Below are 18,759 nucleotides of genomic sequence, written 5' to 3'. Positions count from 1 at the left end.
AGGAGAACCCATGCGACGAAACCTCATCCCGGCGATCTCGACCCTCGCGGTCGTCTCGCTGCTGGCGGCCTGCGGTGGCGGGGCGGGCGGCCCATCCGGTGGCGGCGGGAAGATCAGCGACGACAAGATCGTGCTCGGCGTCATCAACGACCAGACCGGCATCTACAGCCAGCTGTCCGGCCCGAACGCGGTCAAGGCGGTGCAGATGGCCGTCGACGACTTCAAGGCCAAGCACGGCGACGATGCCGTCAGCAAGAACATCGAGGTGGTCGTCGCCGACCACCAGAACAAGCCCGAGATCGCGAACACCAAGGCACAGGAGATGTACGACCGGCAGAAGGCCGACGCCGTCTTCGACGTACCGACGTCATCCGCGGCACTCGCGGTCGCCGGACAGGCCCTGGCCAAGAAGAAGCTGTACTTCAACGTCACCGCGGCGACGACCGCGCTGACCGGTGACAAGTGCAACAAGTACACCTTCCACTACGCCTACGACACCTACATGCTCGCGAACGGAACCGGTACGACGGTGACCGAGGCCGGCGCGAAGAACTGGTACATCGTCTACCCGGACTACGCGTTCGGGCAGGACATGGAGAAGAGCTTCTCCACGGCCGTCGAGAAGGCCGGTGGCAAGGTCGTCGGGAAGCAGTCGTCGGAGTTCCCGAACACCAGCGGCGACTTCTCGTCCCAACTGCTGCAGGCGCCGGCCGCGAAGCCCGACGTACTGGGCACGATGCATGCCGGCGGTGAACTGGTGAACCTGGTGAAGCAGTACAACCAGTTCAAGCTCAAGGACAAGGGCGTCGGCCTGTCGGTCGGCCTGATGTTCATCACCGACATCCACTCGCTCGGGCCGGACGCGTTGGCGGGCACCCGCTTCACGGACGCCTGGTACTGGAACTTCGACCAGCAGAACCGCGAGTGGGCCGACAAGTTCAAGGAGAAGACCGGTTCCCGGCCGTCGTTCGCGCACGCGGGCAACTACTCCGCCGCGATGAACTACCTCGAAGCCGTCCAGGCCGCCGGCACCGACGCGTCCGACGACGTGGTGAAGGACCTGGAAGGCAAGGAGATCAACGACTTCTTCCTGCGCAACGGCAAGATCCGGGCCGAGGACCACCGCGTCATCCACGACGCCTACCTCGCCGAGGTGAAGCCGAAGAGTGACGTCAAGGAGGACTACGACTACGAGAAGATCGTGACCACCATCCCCGCGGACAAGGCGTTCAAGCCGGTGTCCGAGACCACCTGCAAGATGGGCCAGGGATGAGTGATCTGCTTCAGCACGCGTTCAACGGGCTGGTCAACGGCAGCTTCTACGCGCTGCTCGCACTCGGGTTGGCCGTCATCTTCGGGATGCTCGGCGTGGTCAACTTCGCCCACGGCGCGTTCTACATGCTCGGTGCGTTCGGCGCGTTCATCCTGCTCAACGAGGCCGGCGTCAACTTCTGGATCGCGCTGATCGTGGTGCCGCTGGCGCTCGGCGCGGTCGGGATGGCGCTGGAACAGTTGCTCGTACGGCGGTTGGTCGCGCTGGACCCGCTGTACAACTTCCTGCTGACGTTCGGTCTGACGCTGATCTTCCAGGATCTGCTCCGGATGAAGTACGGCGCTCAGCCGCAGCCGTATCCACAACCCGCCGGGCTGCGTGGGTCGGTCGATCTCGGGCTGTTCGACTTCCCGGCGTACCAGGTGTTCGTGCTGGTGTTCTCCGTGCTCGTCTCGCTGGGCGCTTGGTTGCTGCTGGCCCGGACTCGGGTCGGGATGATCATCCGCGCGGCGACCGAACGCCCTGAGCTGACTCGGGCGATGGGGATCGACGTGGGGCGGTGGATCTCGCCGGTCTTCGGATTCGGGATCGCGCTGGCCGCGCTGTCCGGCGTACTGGCCGCTCCCATGCGGGCGGTCAGTCCGCTGATGGGGGCGGACCTGATCATCCTCGTCTTCGCGGTGGTCGTGATCGGTGGTCTCGGGTCGATCTTCGGCTCGGTGGCCGCCGGGTTCCTGATCGGCATGCTGCAGGCACTCGGCAACGTCTACGTCCCGGGACTGGCGACCACGTCGGTCTTCATCGTGATGGCCATCGTGCTGCTGTGGCGGCCGGCTGGTCTGTTCGGCCGTGAGGAGACTGCGGTATGACGGTGTTGTTGATCCGCAGATTGTCGACAATGCCTCGCCTGTGGCGAGTCGTCGGGGTGCTCGGTGGGCTGTTCATCGTACTGGCGTTGCCGTGGCTCATCTATCCGCCGGTGGCGATGGACATCGTTGCGTGGGCGCTGTTCGCGGTGGCGCTCGATCTGCTGCTTGGGTTCACCGGGCTGCTGTCGTTCGGGCATGCGGCGTTCTGGGGCAGCGCGGCCTACACCGCCGGCACGATCGCCATCAAGACGGGTCTGCCTTTTCCGGTCGCGATTCTCGGTGCGGCGGTCGTAGCGATGGTGCTGGCGGTTCCGATCGCGCTGCTCGCCGTCCGGCGTACTGGCATCTACTTCGCGATGGTGACACTCGCCTTCGCGCAGATGGTGTACTACGTCGCTAACCAGTGGCGTGATCTGACTGGTGGGGAGAACGGGCTGCAGGGTATTCCGAAGAACTTGTTCGGGCTGGATCTGTCGGATCCGTTCTACTTCTATTACGCCGGTCTGCCGATCGCGTTGATCGGACTGTGGATCGCGTGGCGGGTGGTGCACTCCCCGTTTGGGCGGGTGCTTGTCGCGATCCGGGAGAACCCTGCTCGGTCTCGTTCCCTCGGGTATCCGGTGGACCGGTACAAGGTGATGATCTTCGTGATCTCGGCTGGATTGTCGGGGCTTGCGGGTGGGCTGTATGCGATCAGCCACGGCTTTGCGTCGTTGCAGGAGGTGTACTGGACGACGTCCGGCAAGGTCGTGATCATGACGGTGCTCGGTGGTATCGGGACGTTGTGGGGCAGCACGATCGGGGCCGCTCTGATCGTCCAGGTCGAGGACTATGTGGCGACGTCGGGGGTCCACATCGGGCCGCTTAGCATCACCGGTCCAGGCCTGATCACCGGCCTCATTTTCGTGGTCGTCGTACTGCTCTTCCGGCGGGGCGTTTGGGGAACTGTGGCGCATTTGCTGCGTCGTCGCCGCGACGAGCCGGAGCCGCACTTGAGTGGTACTCCAGCGGTGACCGAGAGCGAGCCTGTCGTGGCGCAGAAGCCATGAGATGAGCAGTCCGCCGCACCTCGACGCGGGCCGCATCTACCGGCTCGCGCCGTTCGAGGAAGTGGTCACCGAACTCCGAAAGACCTTCGCCAACGCCCCGTCGGTCCTTCCCCCTCAGCCCGCTCCCACTCAGCGCGTTCCAGCTCAGCGCGTTCCAGCTCAGCGCGTTCCAGCTCAGCGCGTTCCAGCTCAGCGCGTTCCAGCTCAGCGCGTTGCCATCGGCAACGGCCGGCCGCCGGTGACGTCGGCGGCGGCCGGCGAGGCGCCGTTCGTTCTGCTCGGCGACGACGACTTGGCCGGTCGCAACCTTTGATGGCGCCGCGCTGACAGCCCGCCGTACGCCGGCCGTGTCGGCCTTGGCCACGGACGCGCTCGCGCGGGACGACGTACGGCGGCTGGCCGTCTTCGGCACCGACGTCCAGGCCCGAGAACACGTCCGCGCGATGCGCTGAATCCGACCATCGCTGGAACAGATCGAGATCGCCGGCGAGGAGCCGGTGGCGACGGAGCGCTTCGTCGCCATGCTCCGCGGTGAGGGGCATCCGGCCGTGGTGGCGAGCGCGTCGGATGCGTCCAGCGCCGACTTGATCTGCCTGTGTATGTCGGCGGTGTTGGCCGGACTGTCAGCCGGTACGCACGTCAACGCCGTCGGGCGCCTCGTGGTGGCGACCCTGGCCGCCCGGAACGCCGGTCTGATCGACTAGCGCGGGCACCGTGCCACGACGCCCGACCAGCTCCGGCGTGTCGCGGTGCTTTGTGCACGGTCAGCCACGGATCGCCCCGCGAGATGACTGAACCGTGCACAAAGCGCTGCCGCGATCAGCAGGCCGCAGCGTAGGCCGGCGAGGCCGGAGCCAAAGCCGCTGCTCAGATACGGTGACGGGATGACCGAGAGCCTGCCTGCCGACGTAGCCGACGTTCTTTCGCAGGTCCTGAACACGAACAATCCGGTTCATATCTCTCTCCGAAGGCAGGTTCCGCACCTCAGCGTGCGAGCGCGCTGCACCTGCGGGTGCGGCACCGCCTACTTCGAACTCGACACCAGCGAGGTGGAGCCCGCGCCCACCGGCCCCAGCACTGTCGTGGCGGCCGACGCGCAGCTCGTCACCGAGGATGGCGTGTGCCCGGGTGAGGTCCTGGTCTTCACGCAGGGCGGCTACCTGTCGTGGCTGGAAGTCTGTTCTTGGAGTGATGACATCGAGCTGACGCTAGCCGCCGCGCGCCACTGGCTGCAGCCACGCTCTTGATCCCGAACGGCCAGCCTCCAGCGGTCTCCGATCTGCACGACACTACGATCCGACCGACATCACGAGTTCACGTTCAGTGCGGTCCCGGCGGGTTGGGACACGTCTTCGCGTCCGTCCGGCACCCGATCGACCGGACGCGGCGCCGTGTCCCTCCGCGTGCTTATGCCGTGGCGGACGCTGCTGCCAGGAGCGCCGCGTTCTGGCGCTCGAGCGCCTTGGCCGCGCCGTTGCGCCAACTCTCCGCCATGGACGCCGACATCGGATCGGGGAAGATCTCCTCGTCCCCGTCCTCCACGCCGTCGAAGATGCCTCGCGCGACGGACTCCGGGGACGCCTTCGGTATCTCGAGACCCCGGATCATGTCCGTGTCCACCGGGCCGAGCATCGCGGCGTGCACGCTCACCCCCCGTCCGGCCAGAAGGGCCCGCTGCGCCTGCGACAAGGAGAACGCGGCCGCCTTCGAGATCGAGTACGCCGGCATGACCGGCAACGCGGCCCAAGCCGCCAGCGACACTACGTTGACGATCGCTCCGCGAGACTCACTCAACAGCGGCAGGAATGCCCGCGTCACGTCGTACGGGCCGAACAGATTGACCGCCAGACTCTGTTCGAGTGCGGCACGCTCGCTGAGATCGTCGTACAGCGCCAGGCCGGCGTTGTTGATCACGATGTCCAGAGCGTCGACGCGGTCGACGGCCGCCTGAATGTGGCGTTCGTCGGTCACGTCCAGCGCCAAGGGCGTGACGCGCCCGTCGGCGTGGGCCAACGGCTGGCGGGTGCCGGCGTACACCCGCCCCGCGCCCCTCCTCAAGGCTTCCTCGACCAGTGCTTCCCCGATGCCGCGATTGGCCCCGGTCACCAGAACTGCTTTACCTTCGATTGTCATTACACCCTCCTGATAGTCGCGTTCAGAAGGACAGACACGGCACGTGCCAGGCATTGGGCGCACCGACAGCGACCAGTTCCGCCCGCCGCCGGTGTCGGTACCTGCAAGTGCGGAGAGAGACGATGGAGGTGGCAGATGTCGGCAGAACTGCTCCAGCGGGCGCGGGCCGGTGACCGGGACGCGTTCACCGCTCTGGTCGAGCCTCACCGCGGCGAACTCCAGGTGCACTGCTATCGCATGCTCGGTTCGCTCCAAGACGCCGAGGACGCGCTGCAGGAGACGCTGCTGGCGGCGTGGCTCGGCCTCGACGGCTTCGAGGGACGGTCATCGGTTCGCACCTGGCTGTATCGCATCGCCACCAATCGGTGCCTCAACCTGCTGCGGTCGTCCTCGCGGCGACCGGTGACCGCGGCACAACTGCCCGTCCCGCCTCCGGAACCGACCCGCCTGGGTGACGTGTTGTGGCTGCAGCCGTATCCGGACGTGTTGCTGGAGGGGCTGTCCGATCAGGCGCCAGGACCCGATGCCCGGTACGAGTCCCGTGAGGCGATCTCGCTCGCATTCGTCACCGCAGTCCAGTTGCTGCCGCCGAATCAACGCGCCGTACTGCTGCTACGCGACGTACTCGGGTATCGCGCGCGCGAGACCGCAGCGCTGCTTGGGCTCACCGAGGATGCGGTCACCAGCGCGCTCAAACGTGCCCGGGCGACGATGGACGCTGCCCGCTCTCCCGACCTGCCACCGCCTCCACCCGGCGGGCCCGCGGAGCGTGCCCTGCTCGACCGCTTCGTCGCGGCCTTCACCGACCTGGACGTCGACGCGCTCGTCGCGCTGATGACCGACGACGTGTGGGTGCGGATGCCGCCCCTGCCGTTCGAGTACCGCGGGACCGCGGCGGCACGCCGCTTCTTCACCGCGATCGACGCCCACCGCCGCGGGATCACGCGGATGGTGCCGGTCCGGGCGAACGGCCAGCCTGCATGGGGCGAGTACGTCCGTGATCCGGTCACCGGGCGCCTGCACGTCGTCGGCGTCCTCGTGGTCGGCCTGGCAGGCGACCGGATCTGCGAGATCACCCATTTCGAGACGGCGCTCGCGCCGCATTGCGGCCTCCCCCGCACGCTCGACTGACCGGCTATAGGCGTTTAGGACCGTACGAGTCGGTGGAGTCGCAGGGCGAGCTGGATCTCCAGTGCCGGCTCAGCTTCCTGCCAGTCGCTGCCGAGAAGTTGCGACACCCGATCGAGGCGCTGGGCAACCGCATTGACGTGCACATGGGCCGCATGAGTGAGCAAACGTCACAAGCCAATCAGCTGCGGCGGCCCGCTCGACGCAGTTCGGACAGCCGGAGCCGGACCGGCGTCGGAAGCATGCCCTTCAGGTTCAGCGGCGGATCCAGTTGCTCGAGGACTTGATGCTCGATCGCCATCAAAGCGTCAGCGTCGTCGACAACAACAGCGACGACCCGGAGATGCTTCTCGATCCATTCGGATAAGGCAGGGTCATCAACATCCCGCAGTCCGAGCGGCTCCAGCAGCACGGACCCGATGGTGCGCCTGAAAGTAGAGAACCTCGCCCGCCCATCCAGATGCATGCGAACGAGTCGATCCCACAATGTGTTGTTGGCACGCCCACCACTCGGCCACCGCGTCGCTCCCGCTTGACCGGCATACACGAGCCCGGGCAGAACCTCAGCTCCGAGACCGCCCGAAAGGTCCCTCGCTCCCTCACCGTCAACCCACCACGAGTAGAGGCCCCCGCTCGACAACCTCTCCCGCCCGAGCGCCCGCAACTCAACCGGCCGAAGAGCGCGGGCCCCATCCGCGAGCTCGTCGACCAGCTCACTCACCATCGATGACTGCTGCTCCGCACCACTTTCAACCATCGAGCCCCTGTTCGCTTCGCCGTACCAGGCCAGTCGCTCACCCAGGGGCAGGCCCGACAGCGGGGTGCTAACCGACGCACCCAACCGGCGCAGCTCCGGCGTCAGACAGGACGCGTAGAACGACGACGCATGGATCTCGATCGCCACCCCGCGAAGACTCCCCTGCAACAGCTCCAAACGCGCCGCAACCCATCGCGCCCAGGCACGCCGATAACTCGGCGGACAGTCAGGGAGATACCGCTCATACGGCGCCAACCACTCGTCCGGCCCAACCAGCCCATGCTCCGCCGACAAAATAAACCACGGCAGCCCACTCTGCTCGGCGTACGCCCGCTGCTTCTGGAACAGCGGCGAGATATACAACTCCTTGGCCGGCGCCGGCGCGGACCGCTTCGTCTTCACACATGTCACAAGTACGACGCCAACGGAGATGGGCTCCGCCGTAGCCAGAGCAGGCTGCGCCGGGATTTCAGCAGACCGGCTCGGACGATAGAGACCATGCTCGACACGCGTGAACACCCGAGGAAGGCTGCCCGTATCGCTCACACCTACGGTCATCTGATGAAGGTGCGCACGTAAGGTGCTGCTCTCAATCGCCGGATACCTGGTCTGGAACCACGAGTCCAACTCAGCAAACCGAAACAGCCCAGGATGCTCGCCAGCAAACTCCACCATCAACTGCCACACCGGTCGTTCGTAAATGGCCATGACATCCCCTGTCCCCCGGCACGCTACGCGCTACTCGCTACTCCGACGAGAACCGGAGGTCGCGAATCCCGGCCAGATCGATCCCGTAACGCGCGTAGACCTTCACGGTGTTCTCACCAGTCAAACGATCCTCGCTGACACCGAGCAGTTTGCCTACCCCCACGACATGTTCACACGAGTCACCCTCGATCTCGAGGTACGGCGGAATCAACGGCCACCAGTCGATTTCCAGCCTGGCCCCACCGAGCTCGAAGCTGACTCGCCGGTTCTCCTGATAAGACTTCGCCTCGAACCCCATCCGCCCGAGCAACTCGTTCGTTGTCTCAAAGTCCCCCACGACAACCTCGGTCTCCGTCGTATCGTCGATGCCGTCGTGCGCAATCTCCTTGACCGTCAGTGTGACCGCCGTACCCGCATCCCGCAGCCGAATCCACCGCGACCGATCCCCCGCCTGAATGTCATAGACATACCGCCGCATCAACGCATCGCCAACCCGCCGCCCACCAGCTCGAAGAATCGAGTCCGCCATCCCATCCGGCTCGACCTCCAACACCTTCGCCTCAAACTCCACCGCCACGACAGCCTCTCAGGCCTTCTCAGGAGCCTGCCCACGCACCTCGTCCACCGGGAAACGCGAACTGGAGCCGTGCAGTTTCCGAAACGCGACCTCGCCCAGGTCGATCTCCAGCACATCGGCCAACCGCACAAGATAAATGAGTACGTCGGCCAACTCCTCACCCACGCGACCACGAAGCGGCTCGTCCCGCACCCGCTCGACCGCATCCTCAGCCGGCAACCACTGAAACAACTCCGAGAGCTCGCCAACCTCCCCCACCAGGGCAAGAATCAGCGACTTCGGATCATGAAACTGCCCCCAGTCCCGCTCCTCGGTAAACACCCGCATCCGATCCCGCAACTCAATCAACTCAGACACGCCGCGAGCATGCCACGAATCCCGCTCGAAGCGCTCACTGGATAGAGTCGGTGGCGCGGCCCGACGGGCTTCCGCCGAACGTCAGCGTTCACAGGAAACGCCCCCACCCGCACGACCTTGTTTCGTGCTGCCTGGGGGACTTCACCCGTGACGCTGTTCCGCCAATCCGGCGCCGGCTTCGTCAAGCTGACGCTCGATCAAGCATTCGCCCTGAGGATCGCCGAGCAGATGCTCTTCCACACCGGCCGGCGAGCCGCACCGGCCGAACTGCGGTCGTGGGAGCGCAGCCTGCCCGTCCTCGCTCAGGACCTGGAGCAGGCCGGACTGAACAACGTCGAGGTCCTCGTCGAGCACCATCTCCCACTAACGTCGAAGCGCGCCGACGTCGTCCTGGCCGGTCGACACCCGCGAACCGGCGGACCGTCGTACGTCGTCATCGAACTCAAGCAGTGGAGTCGAGCAGCAGCCTGGGAGAACGACCGCGAACTCGTCCTCATCGACGGCTACCCGAACGCGCCGCGGCTCCACCCTGTCGCACAGGTCCGCGGGTACTGCGACTATCTCGCCGACTTCTCCAAATTCCTCGACGGGCAGACCGATGCACTCGCCGGCGCGGCCTACCTGCACAACGCGGTGGCCGAGACCGACGTTCGCGACCTCTACGACTATCCCCAAGACGACCGCGGCCGCCTGTTCACCGGTGCGCGCAGGGGCGAGTTCATCGAGTTCCTGCAAGACCGGCTCGACCCGACAGTGCCCGGCGGCCCGTACGCCGATCAGCTGATCAACTCCGCAGTAGCCCCGTCAAAGCAGCTGCTCGCGGTCGCCGCGGAGGAGGTCCAACGGCGGGAGCAGTTCGTCCTCGTGGCAGAGCAGAAACTGGCTCATTCGATGGTCCTGCACGAGGTCGAGCGCGCGCGAAGCTCAGACCGGAAGTCCGTCGTCATCGTCACCGGCGGGCCAGGCAGCGGGAAGAGCGTCATCGCGTTGTCCCTGCTCGGTGAACTCGCCCGCCGCGGTCGAAGCGTGCTGCATGCGACCGGCTCTCGATCGTTCACCCAAACCCTTCGCCGGGTCGCTGGTGTTCGCCAAGAACGTGTGAAGCGCATGTTCAAGTACTTCAACCAGTTCATGGATGCCGAGCCCAACGATCTCGACGTACTCATCCTGGACGAGGCGCACCGCATCCGCGAGACCTCGGTGGACCGATACACGAAGGCCGAGTTCCGCACCGGCCGGCGTCAGGTTGACGAACTGATTGCCGCCGCACGGGTACCGGTCTTCCTGCTCGACGAGCACCAGGTCGTGAAGCCTGGCGAACTTGGCACCGTGGCCGATATCGAGAGGTACGCCGCCGACCTCGGCCTTCCGGTTCACCTTATTGAGCTCGATGCCCAGTTCCGCTGCGGCGGCAGCGAGGAGTACGTCCAGTGGGTCCTACGCCTGCTTGGTCTCACCGCCGGCGAGCCGACCGAATGGACCGGCGATCCGTCCTTTCAAGTCCAGGTCGCCGACACGCCGGAGGACATGGAAGCGACTCTCCGAGCCAAAGCGGCCGAGGGGTACGGCGCACGAATCGCGGCTGGCTACTGCTGGCCCTGGAGCGACCCCCGACCAGACAAGACCCTCGTCCCGGACGTCCAGATCGGCAACTGGTCCCGCCCCTGGAACCTCAAAGGCGACCGCAAGGTCGGCGAGGCCCCGCCTGCAGCCCTCTGGGCCACCGACCCCAACGGCTTCGACCAGGTCGGCTGCGTCTACACAGCCCAAGGCTTCGAGTACGACTGGAGCGGCGTAATCCTCGGCCCAGACCTCGTTTGGCGCAACGGCCGCTTCACCACCATCCGCGACGCCAACAAAGACCCAGCCTTCCGCAACCGCAAAACCACCGACACCCGCTCCTTCGACCGCCTGGTCCGCAACACCTACAAGGTCCTACTAACCCGAGGCATGGTCGGCACCATCCTCTACTCCCCCGACCCCGAAACCCGAGATGCACTCCATCAACTCGTGCAAGACGATCTCGTCCACACCTGAACCACACCCAAGCAGCGGCCCGACAGGCTTCCGATCCAGGACATGCCTCCACCCGCAGCGATCTTTCGCTGAAGGGGCATCCCCATGTCTGGCTGGATCATCAACGTCGACGGCAAGAGACGCCACAACTGGCAAATCGCCAAGGATCACGCCGTCTGGGCAACCACCAAGCGGTTCCCGATCTCCGCAGGTGACGACCTGTTCTTCTGGGAAACCGATGGCGGCGGCCTGATAGCTCATGCCGTCGCCCGGGAAGATGCCCGACCGGTATCCGACGTCGAAGGTGTGCCTTGGCCTGACCACGCCGAACGTCACTACAGGAGCCGCTTCGACCTCGTCAGAATCTCGGAGGTGACAACAGCCGTCACGCGATCCTGGCCGACGCTGCAGGAACTGGGAGAGTTCTCCGGCCTCCCCAACCGCAGCGTGCTGCGCATCGACAACGAGCGTGGCATACAACGTCTTCGATCCCTCGTACTGCGGGACGCCGCGACCGGGATCTCACCCGAAATCATCAACGAGGTCGAAGACCAGCGCGAAGCGATCTCCTCAGATCTCGACGCCCGCCGATTCGTCGAGCGCTCGGTGGTCGAACGACAAGGTCAACCCCAATTCCGCCGCGAACTCCTCAGGGCGTACGGCGCCCGCTGCTGCATCAGCGGATGCGACGCAGAGCCGGCTCTGGAAGCCGCCCACATCGTCCCTTACCGGGGCGACCACACGAACACCCTCGCCAACGGCCTCCTCCTCCGAGCCGACCTCCACACCCTGCTCGACCTCTTCGAACTCACCATCGACGCCTCAACCCGCCGCGTCCACCTGTCGCCCACCCTGAAGAAATCGCAGTACTCAGAGTTCGACAACATCCAACTACTCAAGCCCACGCCCCAGAACGCAGCACCGCGCCCTGACGTCCTCGAAGTCCACAACCGCGAGTTCAAACGACGCCAACATCTGGCCTAAACCGATCTCGCGAGAAGTCCGCCGCCAGTCAGGTGGTCAATCCTGCTTGGACCCGTCAGCCGACGGATGCCAAGCCGGCATGTGAGCGGCGTCGCGTGGATACGCTCGCTGATCATCATCGAGCAGGTCCGGCGTCCCGCCCCCATCGAAGGGCGGAGTCTCGTAGGCGAATCCCGCTTCGACGCCCGATCCTGGCGCGGGACGAACTCCGCGTTGTACCAGGTGCCCTTCCCCTCCTCGTACATCGCATCACGCAGATCGTCACAAGCGATCTGTGCCTCGACATCAACGCTGAGTCCCGCATCGATCGAGCCATCAAGCATCTCAACCGCGAGTTGCGTCTCCATCGTCGCCGCCACCGCAGAAACCTTCAGCACAGCCCGAGCCCAACCATCCGGCACCACCTTCGCCATCGCCGTACCAATCGCCTCCAACCTGGCCTGATCAGCAACCGCCACCAGTAGCTCCTCGTCTGCGACATGGGGTGCCCCGAATGGTCTGCTGCATGACAACGCCGTCGATCGAGTCCCCCGCCGCGACCATCTACCTCTGCAGCAAACGAGCCTCCCGCCAGCGTGGAGGCTCTGGAGTCCCCGACCTCGTCGAGGAAGTCAAGCGGGTGAATGCCAACGTGCTGAGCTGAACCCAGCGCCACTCGGTCAACGCCCATCTGAGCGTCACCAATGCAACCTGCTGTCTAGGCGACGTCTGTTTCGTCGCTTCCTGACAGCCAGCTCTCATCGACGAAGCTCTGGAGCACCGTCCCATCGATGGGGCGCGCCAGGACCGCAGCCAAGGCGTGCGCAGCAAGTAGGGGCGGTATCGCATTCCCGATCTGCTGGGCAATGTCCTTGCCTGACCACGGGTAGTCAAGAGGAAAGGTCTGCAACCGTCCTGCTTCTGGCGAGGTGAATCGCGGAAGCTCCCGATTGTCGTGATCCACGAGACGATTGCGGGACACCTTACCTGTGACTGTCGCCGATGGCTCTTCCGACCTGCGACGCCCACGCAGCTTTGGATCTCCACCGGTGCCGTAATTCGAGATCACGGTGAAGCGCTCAGTCCGACGCAGCGCGCGCCCCATCGTCTCCCACGGCAGGAGAGTGGGATCACCGTCGGATCGTGCAACGCCCTTACGAAAGGGGCGGTGCGTCGGATGGGGAAGTTCGGGCTTGATATCGCGTCGGGCCAGGAGGATGGCCCGACGCCTTGTCTGCGGCACACCGTACTCCTCCGTGTGGAGAACACCGCAAGACACCTTGTATCCGATTCCCTCAAGCGCCTCGCCAACAGCGAGCCAGACGGGCCGCACAGCGGGCACTTGCTCAAGCAAGATCGCCTCATACGGCGCCCCTAGCCGATCTGCCTGCAAAGCCCATCGCAACGGTTCCAGCACAAGTCCAGTGCGCTCGTCGTCGAGCTCTCGCAGGCCCTCGGCGATGTCCTCGCCGGCAGCCATGCGCTTGACGAAGTCAAGAACTCTCTCGAGCGCCCGGCGTCCAGTGCCGGAGCCTGCGACGGTGTACGTCTGACATGGAGGTCCGCCGGCAAGGATCGTGGCGGACGGGAAGTCTTCCGGGCCGAATGATCTGACGTCGGCATGGAGGGTGTGCAGGCCCGCAGCTTCTCTTGTCGCGCACGCGTTGGCGTCCCACTCGATGCCCACCGCGGATACGCCTAGCCACCGCGCAGCCACATCGAGTCCACCGGGCCCTGCAAACAGGTCGACCATCTGCGTCTCTGCAGTTGCACCCAGCTGCATCTGACGGCCCATCATGGAGTCGGATTCTAGCGGCTTGATGGCGCCGATCTGCACTCAACACGCGAGGAGCGCCGCGCGGACCGCCACGCCCAACGCTCGTGCAACCGGCGGCGGCGTTGCGTTCCCAATCTGGCGGTACTGTGCGGTCTTCTTTCCGGCGAGCTTCCAGTCGGGCGGGAAGCCCTGCAGAAGCGCCGCCTGCGCCACAGTCAGCTTGACCATGTCCGATCGCTCGGCGTTCGGGTTCCAGGCGAAGTCAGGACCAGGAACGTCATCTGCGATGGAGCCACCGTTCACGCGCATCCGCGCCCAAACGTTCTTCGTTCCGCTCGGCCCGAGATCGGCGCCGCCGCGCTCCCAGGATCCACCGACCAAAGTCGGTGCGAGCTCGTCCGCCTGAGCTGCCCACTCGCCGGCACCAGCCCAGCCACGAGACGCCATCGATGCACCCAAAGCGTCCCCAACCGTTCTTGTACACGCGTCAGCACGCGGCAGCTCGAAGGCGTCCATGGAATCGCCTTTAAGCGCGACAAGGATTCCGTGCTTCCGGACTTGTGGGACACCGTAGTCGGCCGCATTGAGGACGAACCATCGGACCTGATACCCCAGGTGCGTCAGCTCATCCTCCATGAGGGAACGAATCGGAGCGTAATCGTCGTTCGTGACAAGTTCGGCCAGGTTTTCGATGATGACAGCACGTGGCTGTACCGCGTGCACGAGGAAGGCAGTTCCTTTGAGAAGCTGCAGCTCTGACTCGCTCCCACGCGCTCTAGCCACTGTGGCGGCAGCCTTTACACGCGGAAGTCCGGCGGACAGCAGATCCACGTCATAGGTCTGCTGATGTTGGCTGGGATCGAAGTCGAGCAGGTCGATCTGACGAACATCCCACTCGGGGCGATTCGCGCGCAACGTCCCGCACGGCATTGGATGATTGTCAAGCAAGAGAACAGGATCGAAGCCCGCCTGTTCCAATCCCAAAGCCAGGCCGCCGGCCCCGGCGCACACATCAATTGAAGACAATCGCTGTGTCTGCAGCGACTGTTTCTCGCGGTAGTACTCCTTCGACGTAGACATTGACACTGTCTCCTCACTCCTGACTCGGGATTTGACCATCTGGTGACGTCAGTTCAGCGGCTCCTCCTCCGAGGCCGAGTGCCGTGGTCGCCGACGAATCGGCGCCTCGGCAAGTAATGTCTCGAACAAGGGCATCAATGCGTCAATGGCCTCGGGCTCGACCTGACCGTCATCAGGCCCCTCTGGCAGGCGATCCCAGGGCACGGGCGCCATGCCCTCGGCATCGCCGATCCACTCCTGGAGGGCCGCATAGTTGACTACGTTCTCGGACGTGAGTACGTCGTAGACCAGCGTGCTGCCGGCAGCATTGACAGCAGACGAGAGCGCGTTGACATGGTCGCCCACCCGAGGCACCTCAGCTTCGATCAACCGCGACACGAGCCGAATGATCGTCAGGGCCGTTGGACGATGGTCTATCACGTCCAGTCGCATCGTGGTGTTCAGTACGTCCTGGACCTTGCATGCCGTCTCCACAGGGCGGTAATCGTCACCGTTTCGAAACAGTTCCGCTGCCCACCAGAGGCGCGCGAACGCCTGCGTATAGTGCGGCCCGCAAAAACGGCTTGCGGGTGCGGACTCGGAGCCGCGATGGCGCCAAACCACGTACTCTGGCGCGAGTGCCATCGCCATGAAATTCCACAGCCGGTTGTCGGCCGCCTCACCTCGGGTCATTCGCAAGGTCGCGTGCAGGCGAGGAGCCAGCCATGCATCCGCCTTGGCCCGAGCACCGTCAAACCGCTGCATTGCCTCATCCAGAAGTTCGACAACCGGTGTGCTGCGCCATCGGGCGTCGGTCTCCTGTAGCAGCGTTGAGGCCTTGCGGATCGCAACTTGCGGCGGATCCTCTTGGCCGGATCGAACTCCTTGGCTGAGCCATTGAGCGACTGCGGAATCGGACAACAGCCCCAGCGTGGGCGGAGCATCAAGTCCCAACGTGCTCATCGAGTATCGCCCCCTTCTCCACGAAGAGCGGTTCTGACTGCGTTGGTGAGCTTCCGATTGATCTGGCTCCGTCTGCCCGCTGCGTAGTGAATGCTTGTCTGCAGACCAGACCAGCCCAAGCCCTTCGTTCGGCGCTCGTTGACTTCGAACAACGCATCATTGACCTGACGCCCGGGAAGCACGTCCGGCAACATCATCCGTAAGACCGCTCCCCGCCATCCAGTCGGAAGAAGGGGCGTACCATCTTCATCCGAGTCGAGATCTGCGATCGCCGTATGAAACATGGCAATCCATGCATCTTGCGCAATCTGACTGGCAGCGACTTCACGCAACAACCGTTCGGCCGGGGCGCCACCTCGCCCGCCGTTGAGCAGATCGATCAATCCCTCCACACCACGGGTGTTCAAGTAGACCGTCGGAATATCTCCCGTGGTGTCGACAATCCACGCGGCACCTTTGAATGGTCGGAGCCACTCATGCGGACCTTCTACAAAGTCGACCTGCTCGATCTCGATAGCGCGCTGTCGTACGGGTTTGGACGAGCGCAGATCGACATACCAATCCTGTCGCGTCGATCCGATGAGACGTCCCGCAACGTCGCCGACAGTGGCGACAACGCCGAGTGAGAGAGTCGCGCGATGAAGATGGTTGGCACGGATCAAGTCGATGGCCCCGCACCACCGGGAATCCCCAGCACCGTCCAGGCGCACGGTTGACCGCATGTTCGTGGCCTTCTCGGCCAGGATGGACAGACAGGTCAGGTCACGCCACGGACCGCCCGCAATCTCTTCGTTGGGGATACTCGCCCTGACCTGCAAGGTCGCAACCTGCCATCCGGTTCGGCCGGACTGATCAAGAGCAACTGTTCGTTCGACCTTCGAGATCTTGTTATACGGCAGATCTGCACCGTCCACCGTCACCGACAGCACCTCAAGGTCGATGTCACCGAACAGTGTTGGGTAGGAGTAGACAGGGATCATGCCAGGCTCCCGCGAGCCTTCTGGACGTCGACCACCAAACGGGCAAGAGATCCGTTTACCGGATGCGTTGAGGGGTCGGTCAGCCCTACAAACGCCGCTGAGCGCACCTTCGGCTCCACAATGAGGTTGGCTCCCTCAACCCGGCAGTTTTGAGTCGCCGTCAGCAGCTGCCAACTGACCGTCGGCCGTCCTCCCGATCTCACATCGAACTTGGCCACGGGTGTCAAGATCCAACGATCCTCTGCATCAGGAAGGCGAAGGTCGACCCTCACCTGCCAAGCGCCGGTATCCTCGATGTGGGCGTTCACGCTGTGCACAGTCGGCGCACCCGAAGCTCGACGAGCGCCGCCCAGGTCCGATCCATCGAGCTTCAACAGCTCCCGTAGCACCGCCGGCCCTTCCCCCCCAGTGGTTTCACGCCGTCCGATGAGCTGACGGACTGCCTTGTCGATCTCAGATCGAAACTCTCTGAGCCGACTGAGCGCGCCGCGCTCGTACACGCTGGTCAGCTCCTCGGTGCGGTCCCACCTGTCATGCTCGGGTGGCTCCGATGCACGTAGAAACTCCTCCGCCAGCTCCACGTCCTCACCTGCGACGCCGGTCGCGTAGCCGGCCAGAAGCACGGCTTGAAACGACGCACTGCCAAGCGGAAGCTCACGCGGGCGATACTCCATCACGGTCATTCGAGTGCCGCGCATACATACAACACGGTTTGGCCTCTCGGCGTTGTCGTCAGCAGGAGTCAGCAGGAGGACTGCGGAGTGCTCCAGCCCTCCCGCCCGAGCCTTGCCGGCACCTTTGAGAGGTGGAATCACAAGCCGAACGTTCGCACGCGCAACCTGTTCCCCCGAAGAGAGCTCGTCGACCGTGTCACCGTTCAAGTAGGCCTGCACCGAGCGGCTCAATGCCGGGTGGGTGCGGTGAGGGTCCACACGCTCCTCAGGGATCAGAACCTGACCGTTGCGGAGTGTGGTCACACGCGCTTCAACTATTGGCTTAGCGTCTCTGCCAGACACCATTGCCGCCCAGAATCCATCTGCAAGCGAGCGGACAAGCTTGTCGTGCATCTCCTGCAGACTGGATGCATCCCCCGATGCATCATGTGCGCCGACGATGAGAAACGAGGTTCCCGACTCAGTGCTCGCCCGTGCCAGCTGCAGGGCACGGACCATGTCCTCATCCGCCCACCACGAGCGCGAAACATCGGCGCTGCGCCGGTCTGTATCTGGCTCCCCGAACCACGCCGGCCCCGCGTAGGCGACACCGTCAACGTCATGCCAGGGGAGATCCAGTCGACCAATGACCCGGCGCAGATGTCGTCCTTCATGCGGAACGGAGAGGGTCGAGTTCACCAACACCAGGCCGAATCGACTAGTTGCCCACAGCGTCGCCTTACCCAGTCCGTACGAGCCTCCCGCGCGGCCGCCGTGTTGCTTGTGGCTGTCGAGCTGCCGTCGAACCACGGCAGCAAATCGGCCGTCTTCGTATTCAGGCCCAGTGAGTCCTGCCGCGTTGTAGTCATCGACGCGCAGCAACACCATGCTCTGGTCGGTTGCCAGATCATCCAAGGCGGCCCTGAGACTCCGTCCAACCTTCTGCCTCGTGGATGCCGCGCTCTCATAGTGGCGAGCCAAGGTCTCCCACTGCATTGCATGCAAGAACCTGTCCAGGTGTCCACCGCTCAGCTCGTGCAACGTGTATCGCACAGCAACAGGCTTCTCGAGGTCGAGCCGCTCGTCGATGGAGTTCTGTGTCGCCTCGCGCGCCAAGACAGAGAGGTCAGCATTGAACGCGAATGCTGCGACGTTCCCGTACTCACGTCCGCCATCATCATGGGCGAGTCGATGGTGCCACCCCAGCGGCAGATTGACCTCAACGTCGGCCGTTCTGTTGTGAACTGCAGCCGGGTCCGTACCCAGGGCCGCAGCGATGGCTCGCACCGTCTCCTCCCTCGGCTCGGCTCTGCCTGTCACCCAGGCCGAGACCGCTGCCCGCGTCAGCCCAAGGGTCTCCGCCAACTGAACCTGTGACATGCCCGACCGACGCAGTTGACGACTCAACCATGAGCCGAATGGCTCGCTCTCATGAAGACTCATCCGGCACCCTCCCAGCACCTGGAAACGTGAGTCAAACTCTATTTGACATCTCAT

22 protein-coding genes are annotated in these 18,759 nt (G+C 64.5%); 11 read left to right on the top strand and 11 right to left on the bottom strand.

The window, feature by feature from the left end; genetic code table 11:
- Positions 1-10 precede the first annotated feature (10 nt).
- The 7 genes from V9K99_RS42120 (at position 11) to V9K99_RS42090 (ending at position 4,438) form a co-directional block, all read left to right on the top strand.
- The gene (locus tag V9K99_RS42120) at positions 11-1,273 is read left to right on the top strand and encodes an ABC transporter substrate-binding protein (RefSeq protein ID WP_337007790.1); all 1,263 of its coding nucleotides are present in this window, start codon (positions 11-13) and stop codon (positions 1,271-1,273) included.
- A complete protein-coding gene (locus V9K99_RS42115) occupies positions 1,270-2,142 on the top strand; it encodes a branched-chain amino acid ABC transporter permease (RefSeq protein ID WP_337007789.1) in 873 nt (290 codons plus the stop codon). Before V9K99_RS42120 ends, V9K99_RS42115 begins: the two co-directional genes overlap by 4 nt.
- The gene (locus V9K99_RS42110) at positions 2,139-3,191 is read left to right on the top strand and encodes a branched-chain amino acid ABC transporter permease (protein ID WP_337007788.1); all 1,053 of its coding nucleotides are present in this window, start codon (positions 2,139-2,141) and stop codon (positions 3,189-3,191) included. The genes V9K99_RS42115 and V9K99_RS42110 overlap by 4 nt, the downstream gene beginning before the upstream one ends.
- A gap of 1 nt (position 3,192) precedes the next feature.
- Positions 3,193-3,504, top strand: a complete 312-nt coding sequence (locus V9K99_RS42105; RefSeq protein WP_337007787.1) for a hypothetical protein — start codon at positions 3,193-3,195, stop codon at positions 3,502-3,504.
- Between the two features lie 10 nt (positions 3,505-3,514).
- On the top strand, positions 3,515-3,643 hold the full coding sequence (locus tag V9K99_RS42100) for a hypothetical protein (RefSeq protein WP_337008020.1): 129 nt from the start codon (positions 3,515-3,517) through the stop codon (positions 3,641-3,643).
- A gap of 45 nt (positions 3,644-3,688) precedes the next feature.
- Positions 3,689-3,895 (top strand): hypothetical protein, encoded by a 207-nt coding sequence (locus V9K99_RS42095; RefSeq protein ID WP_337007786.1) that lies wholly within the window; start codon positions 3,689-3,691, stop codon positions 3,893-3,895.
- A gap of 180 nt (positions 3,896-4,075) precedes the next feature.
- A complete protein-coding gene (locus V9K99_RS42090) occupies positions 4,076-4,438 on the top strand; it encodes a hypothetical protein (RefSeq protein ID WP_337007785.1) in 363 nt (120 codons plus the stop codon).
- Between the two features lie 160 nt (positions 4,439-4,598).
- Here V9K99_RS42090 and V9K99_RS42085 read toward each other — a convergent pair whose 3' ends face one another.
- Positions 4,599-5,324, bottom strand: a complete 726-nt coding sequence (locus V9K99_RS42085) for an SDR family NAD(P)-dependent oxidoreductase (protein WP_337007784.1) — start codon at positions 5,322-5,324, stop codon at positions 4,599-4,601.
- A gap of 135 nt (positions 5,325-5,459) precedes the next feature.
- Between V9K99_RS42085 and V9K99_RS42080 the strand changes: the two genes are divergently transcribed.
- Positions 5,460-6,455 carry a sigma-70 family RNA polymerase sigma factor gene (locus V9K99_RS42080; RefSeq protein WP_337007783.1) on the top strand — a complete coding sequence of 332 codons (996 nt, stop codon included), beginning with the start codon at positions 5,460-5,462 and terminating at the stop codon, positions 6,453-6,455.
- A gap of 14 nt (positions 6,456-6,469) precedes the next feature.
- Here the strand turns inward: V9K99_RS42080 and V9K99_RS42075 are convergent, their stop codons facing one another.
- The 4 genes from V9K99_RS42075 to V9K99_RS42060 are packed head-to-tail and all read right to left on the bottom strand — an operon-like array spanning position 6,470 to position 8,851.
- A complete protein-coding gene (locus V9K99_RS42075; protein WP_337007782.1) occupies positions 6,470-6,598 on the bottom strand; it encodes a helix-turn-helix domain-containing protein in 129 nt (42 codons plus the stop codon).
- Between the two features lie 35 nt (positions 6,599-6,633).
- Complete coding sequence (locus V9K99_RS42070) at positions 6,634-7,917, bottom strand: DUF6884 domain-containing protein (RefSeq protein WP_337007781.1); 1,284 nt, start codon at positions 7,915-7,917, stop codon at positions 6,634-6,636.
- Positions 7,918-7,954: 37 nt separating this feature from the next.
- On the bottom strand, positions 7,955-8,494 hold the full coding sequence (locus tag V9K99_RS42065; RefSeq protein ID WP_337007780.1) for a CYTH domain-containing protein: 540 nt from the start codon (positions 8,492-8,494) through the stop codon (positions 7,955-7,957).
- Positions 8,495-8,503: 9 nt separating this feature from the next.
- Positions 8,504-8,851: a nucleotide pyrophosphohydrolase gene (locus V9K99_RS42060; RefSeq protein WP_337007779.1), complete on the bottom strand. Its 348-nt coding sequence runs from the start codon at positions 8,849-8,851 to the stop codon at positions 8,504-8,506.
- Between the two features lie 147 nt (positions 8,852-8,998).
- Here V9K99_RS42060 and V9K99_RS42055 point away from each other — a divergent pair, with 147 nt between their 5' ends.
- Together V9K99_RS42055 and V9K99_RS42050 are read left to right on the top strand one after the other, a co-directional pair.
- Positions 8,999-10,888, top strand: a complete 1,890-nt coding sequence (locus V9K99_RS42055) for a DUF2075 domain-containing protein (RefSeq protein WP_337007778.1) — start codon at positions 8,999-9,001, stop codon at positions 10,886-10,888.
- An 84-nt stretch (positions 10,889-10,972) separates the two neighbouring features.
- Positions 10,973-11,851, top strand: a complete 879-nt coding sequence (locus V9K99_RS42050) for an HNH endonuclease (RefSeq protein WP_337007777.1) — start codon at positions 10,973-10,975, stop codon at positions 11,849-11,851.
- Here V9K99_RS42050 and V9K99_RS42045 read toward each other — a convergent pair.
- Positions 11,848-12,309 (bottom strand): hypothetical protein, encoded by a 462-nt coding sequence (locus tag V9K99_RS42045; protein ID WP_337007776.1) that lies wholly within the window; start codon positions 12,307-12,309, stop codon positions 11,848-11,850. The two genes, V9K99_RS42050 and V9K99_RS42045, sit on opposite strands and share 4 nt — an antisense overlap.
- Before the next feature lie 47 nt (positions 12,310-12,356).
- Between V9K99_RS42045 and V9K99_RS42040 the strand changes: the two genes are divergently transcribed.
- A complete protein-coding gene (locus V9K99_RS42040) occupies positions 12,357-12,494 on the top strand; it encodes a hypothetical protein (protein ID WP_337007775.1) in 138 nt (45 codons plus the stop codon).
- 54 nt (positions 12,495-12,548) lie between these two features.
- Here V9K99_RS42040 and V9K99_RS42035 read toward each other — a convergent pair whose 3' ends face one another.
- Genes V9K99_RS42035 through V9K99_RS42015 form a run of 5 tightly spaced genes read right to left on the bottom strand, consistent with a single transcriptional unit; the run spans position 12,549 to position 18,705 of the window.
- Entirely contained in the window at positions 12,549-13,628 is a 1,080-nt protein-coding gene (locus V9K99_RS42035; RefSeq protein ID WP_337007774.1) for a DNA cytosine methyltransferase, read from the bottom strand.
- A gap of 39 nt (positions 13,629-13,667) precedes the next feature.
- Positions 13,668-14,687 (bottom strand): DNA cytosine methyltransferase, encoded by a 1,020-nt coding sequence (locus V9K99_RS42030; RefSeq protein ID WP_337007773.1) that lies wholly within the window; start codon positions 14,685-14,687, stop codon positions 13,668-13,670.
- A gap of 48 nt (positions 14,688-14,735) precedes the next feature.
- Positions 14,736-15,629, bottom strand: coding sequence for a DUF6339 family protein (locus tag V9K99_RS42025; protein WP_337007772.1), 894 nt, complete (start codon positions 15,627-15,629; stop codon positions 14,736-14,738).
- On the bottom strand, positions 15,626-16,609 hold the full coding sequence (locus V9K99_RS42020) for a hypothetical protein (protein WP_337007771.1): 984 nt from the start codon (positions 16,607-16,609) through the stop codon (positions 15,626-15,628). Before V9K99_RS42020 ends, V9K99_RS42025 begins: the two co-directional genes overlap by 4 nt.
- The gene (locus tag V9K99_RS42015) at positions 16,606-18,705 is read right to left on the bottom strand and encodes a helix-turn-helix domain-containing protein (RefSeq protein ID WP_337007770.1); all 2,100 of its coding nucleotides are present in this window, start codon (positions 18,703-18,705) and stop codon (positions 16,606-16,608) included. Before V9K99_RS42015 ends, V9K99_RS42020 begins: the two co-directional genes overlap by 4 nt.
- Between the last annotated feature and the right edge of the window lie 54 nt (positions 18,706-18,759).

This window comes from Kribbella sp. CCNWLW201, from assembly GCF_037203805.1.
GTDB lineage: Bacteria > Actinomycetota > Actinomycetes > Propionibacteriales > Kribbellaceae > Kribbella.
The sequence above is the reverse complement of the archived record's forward strand: the minus strand, read 5'-3'. Positions and strand labels throughout refer to the sequence as shown.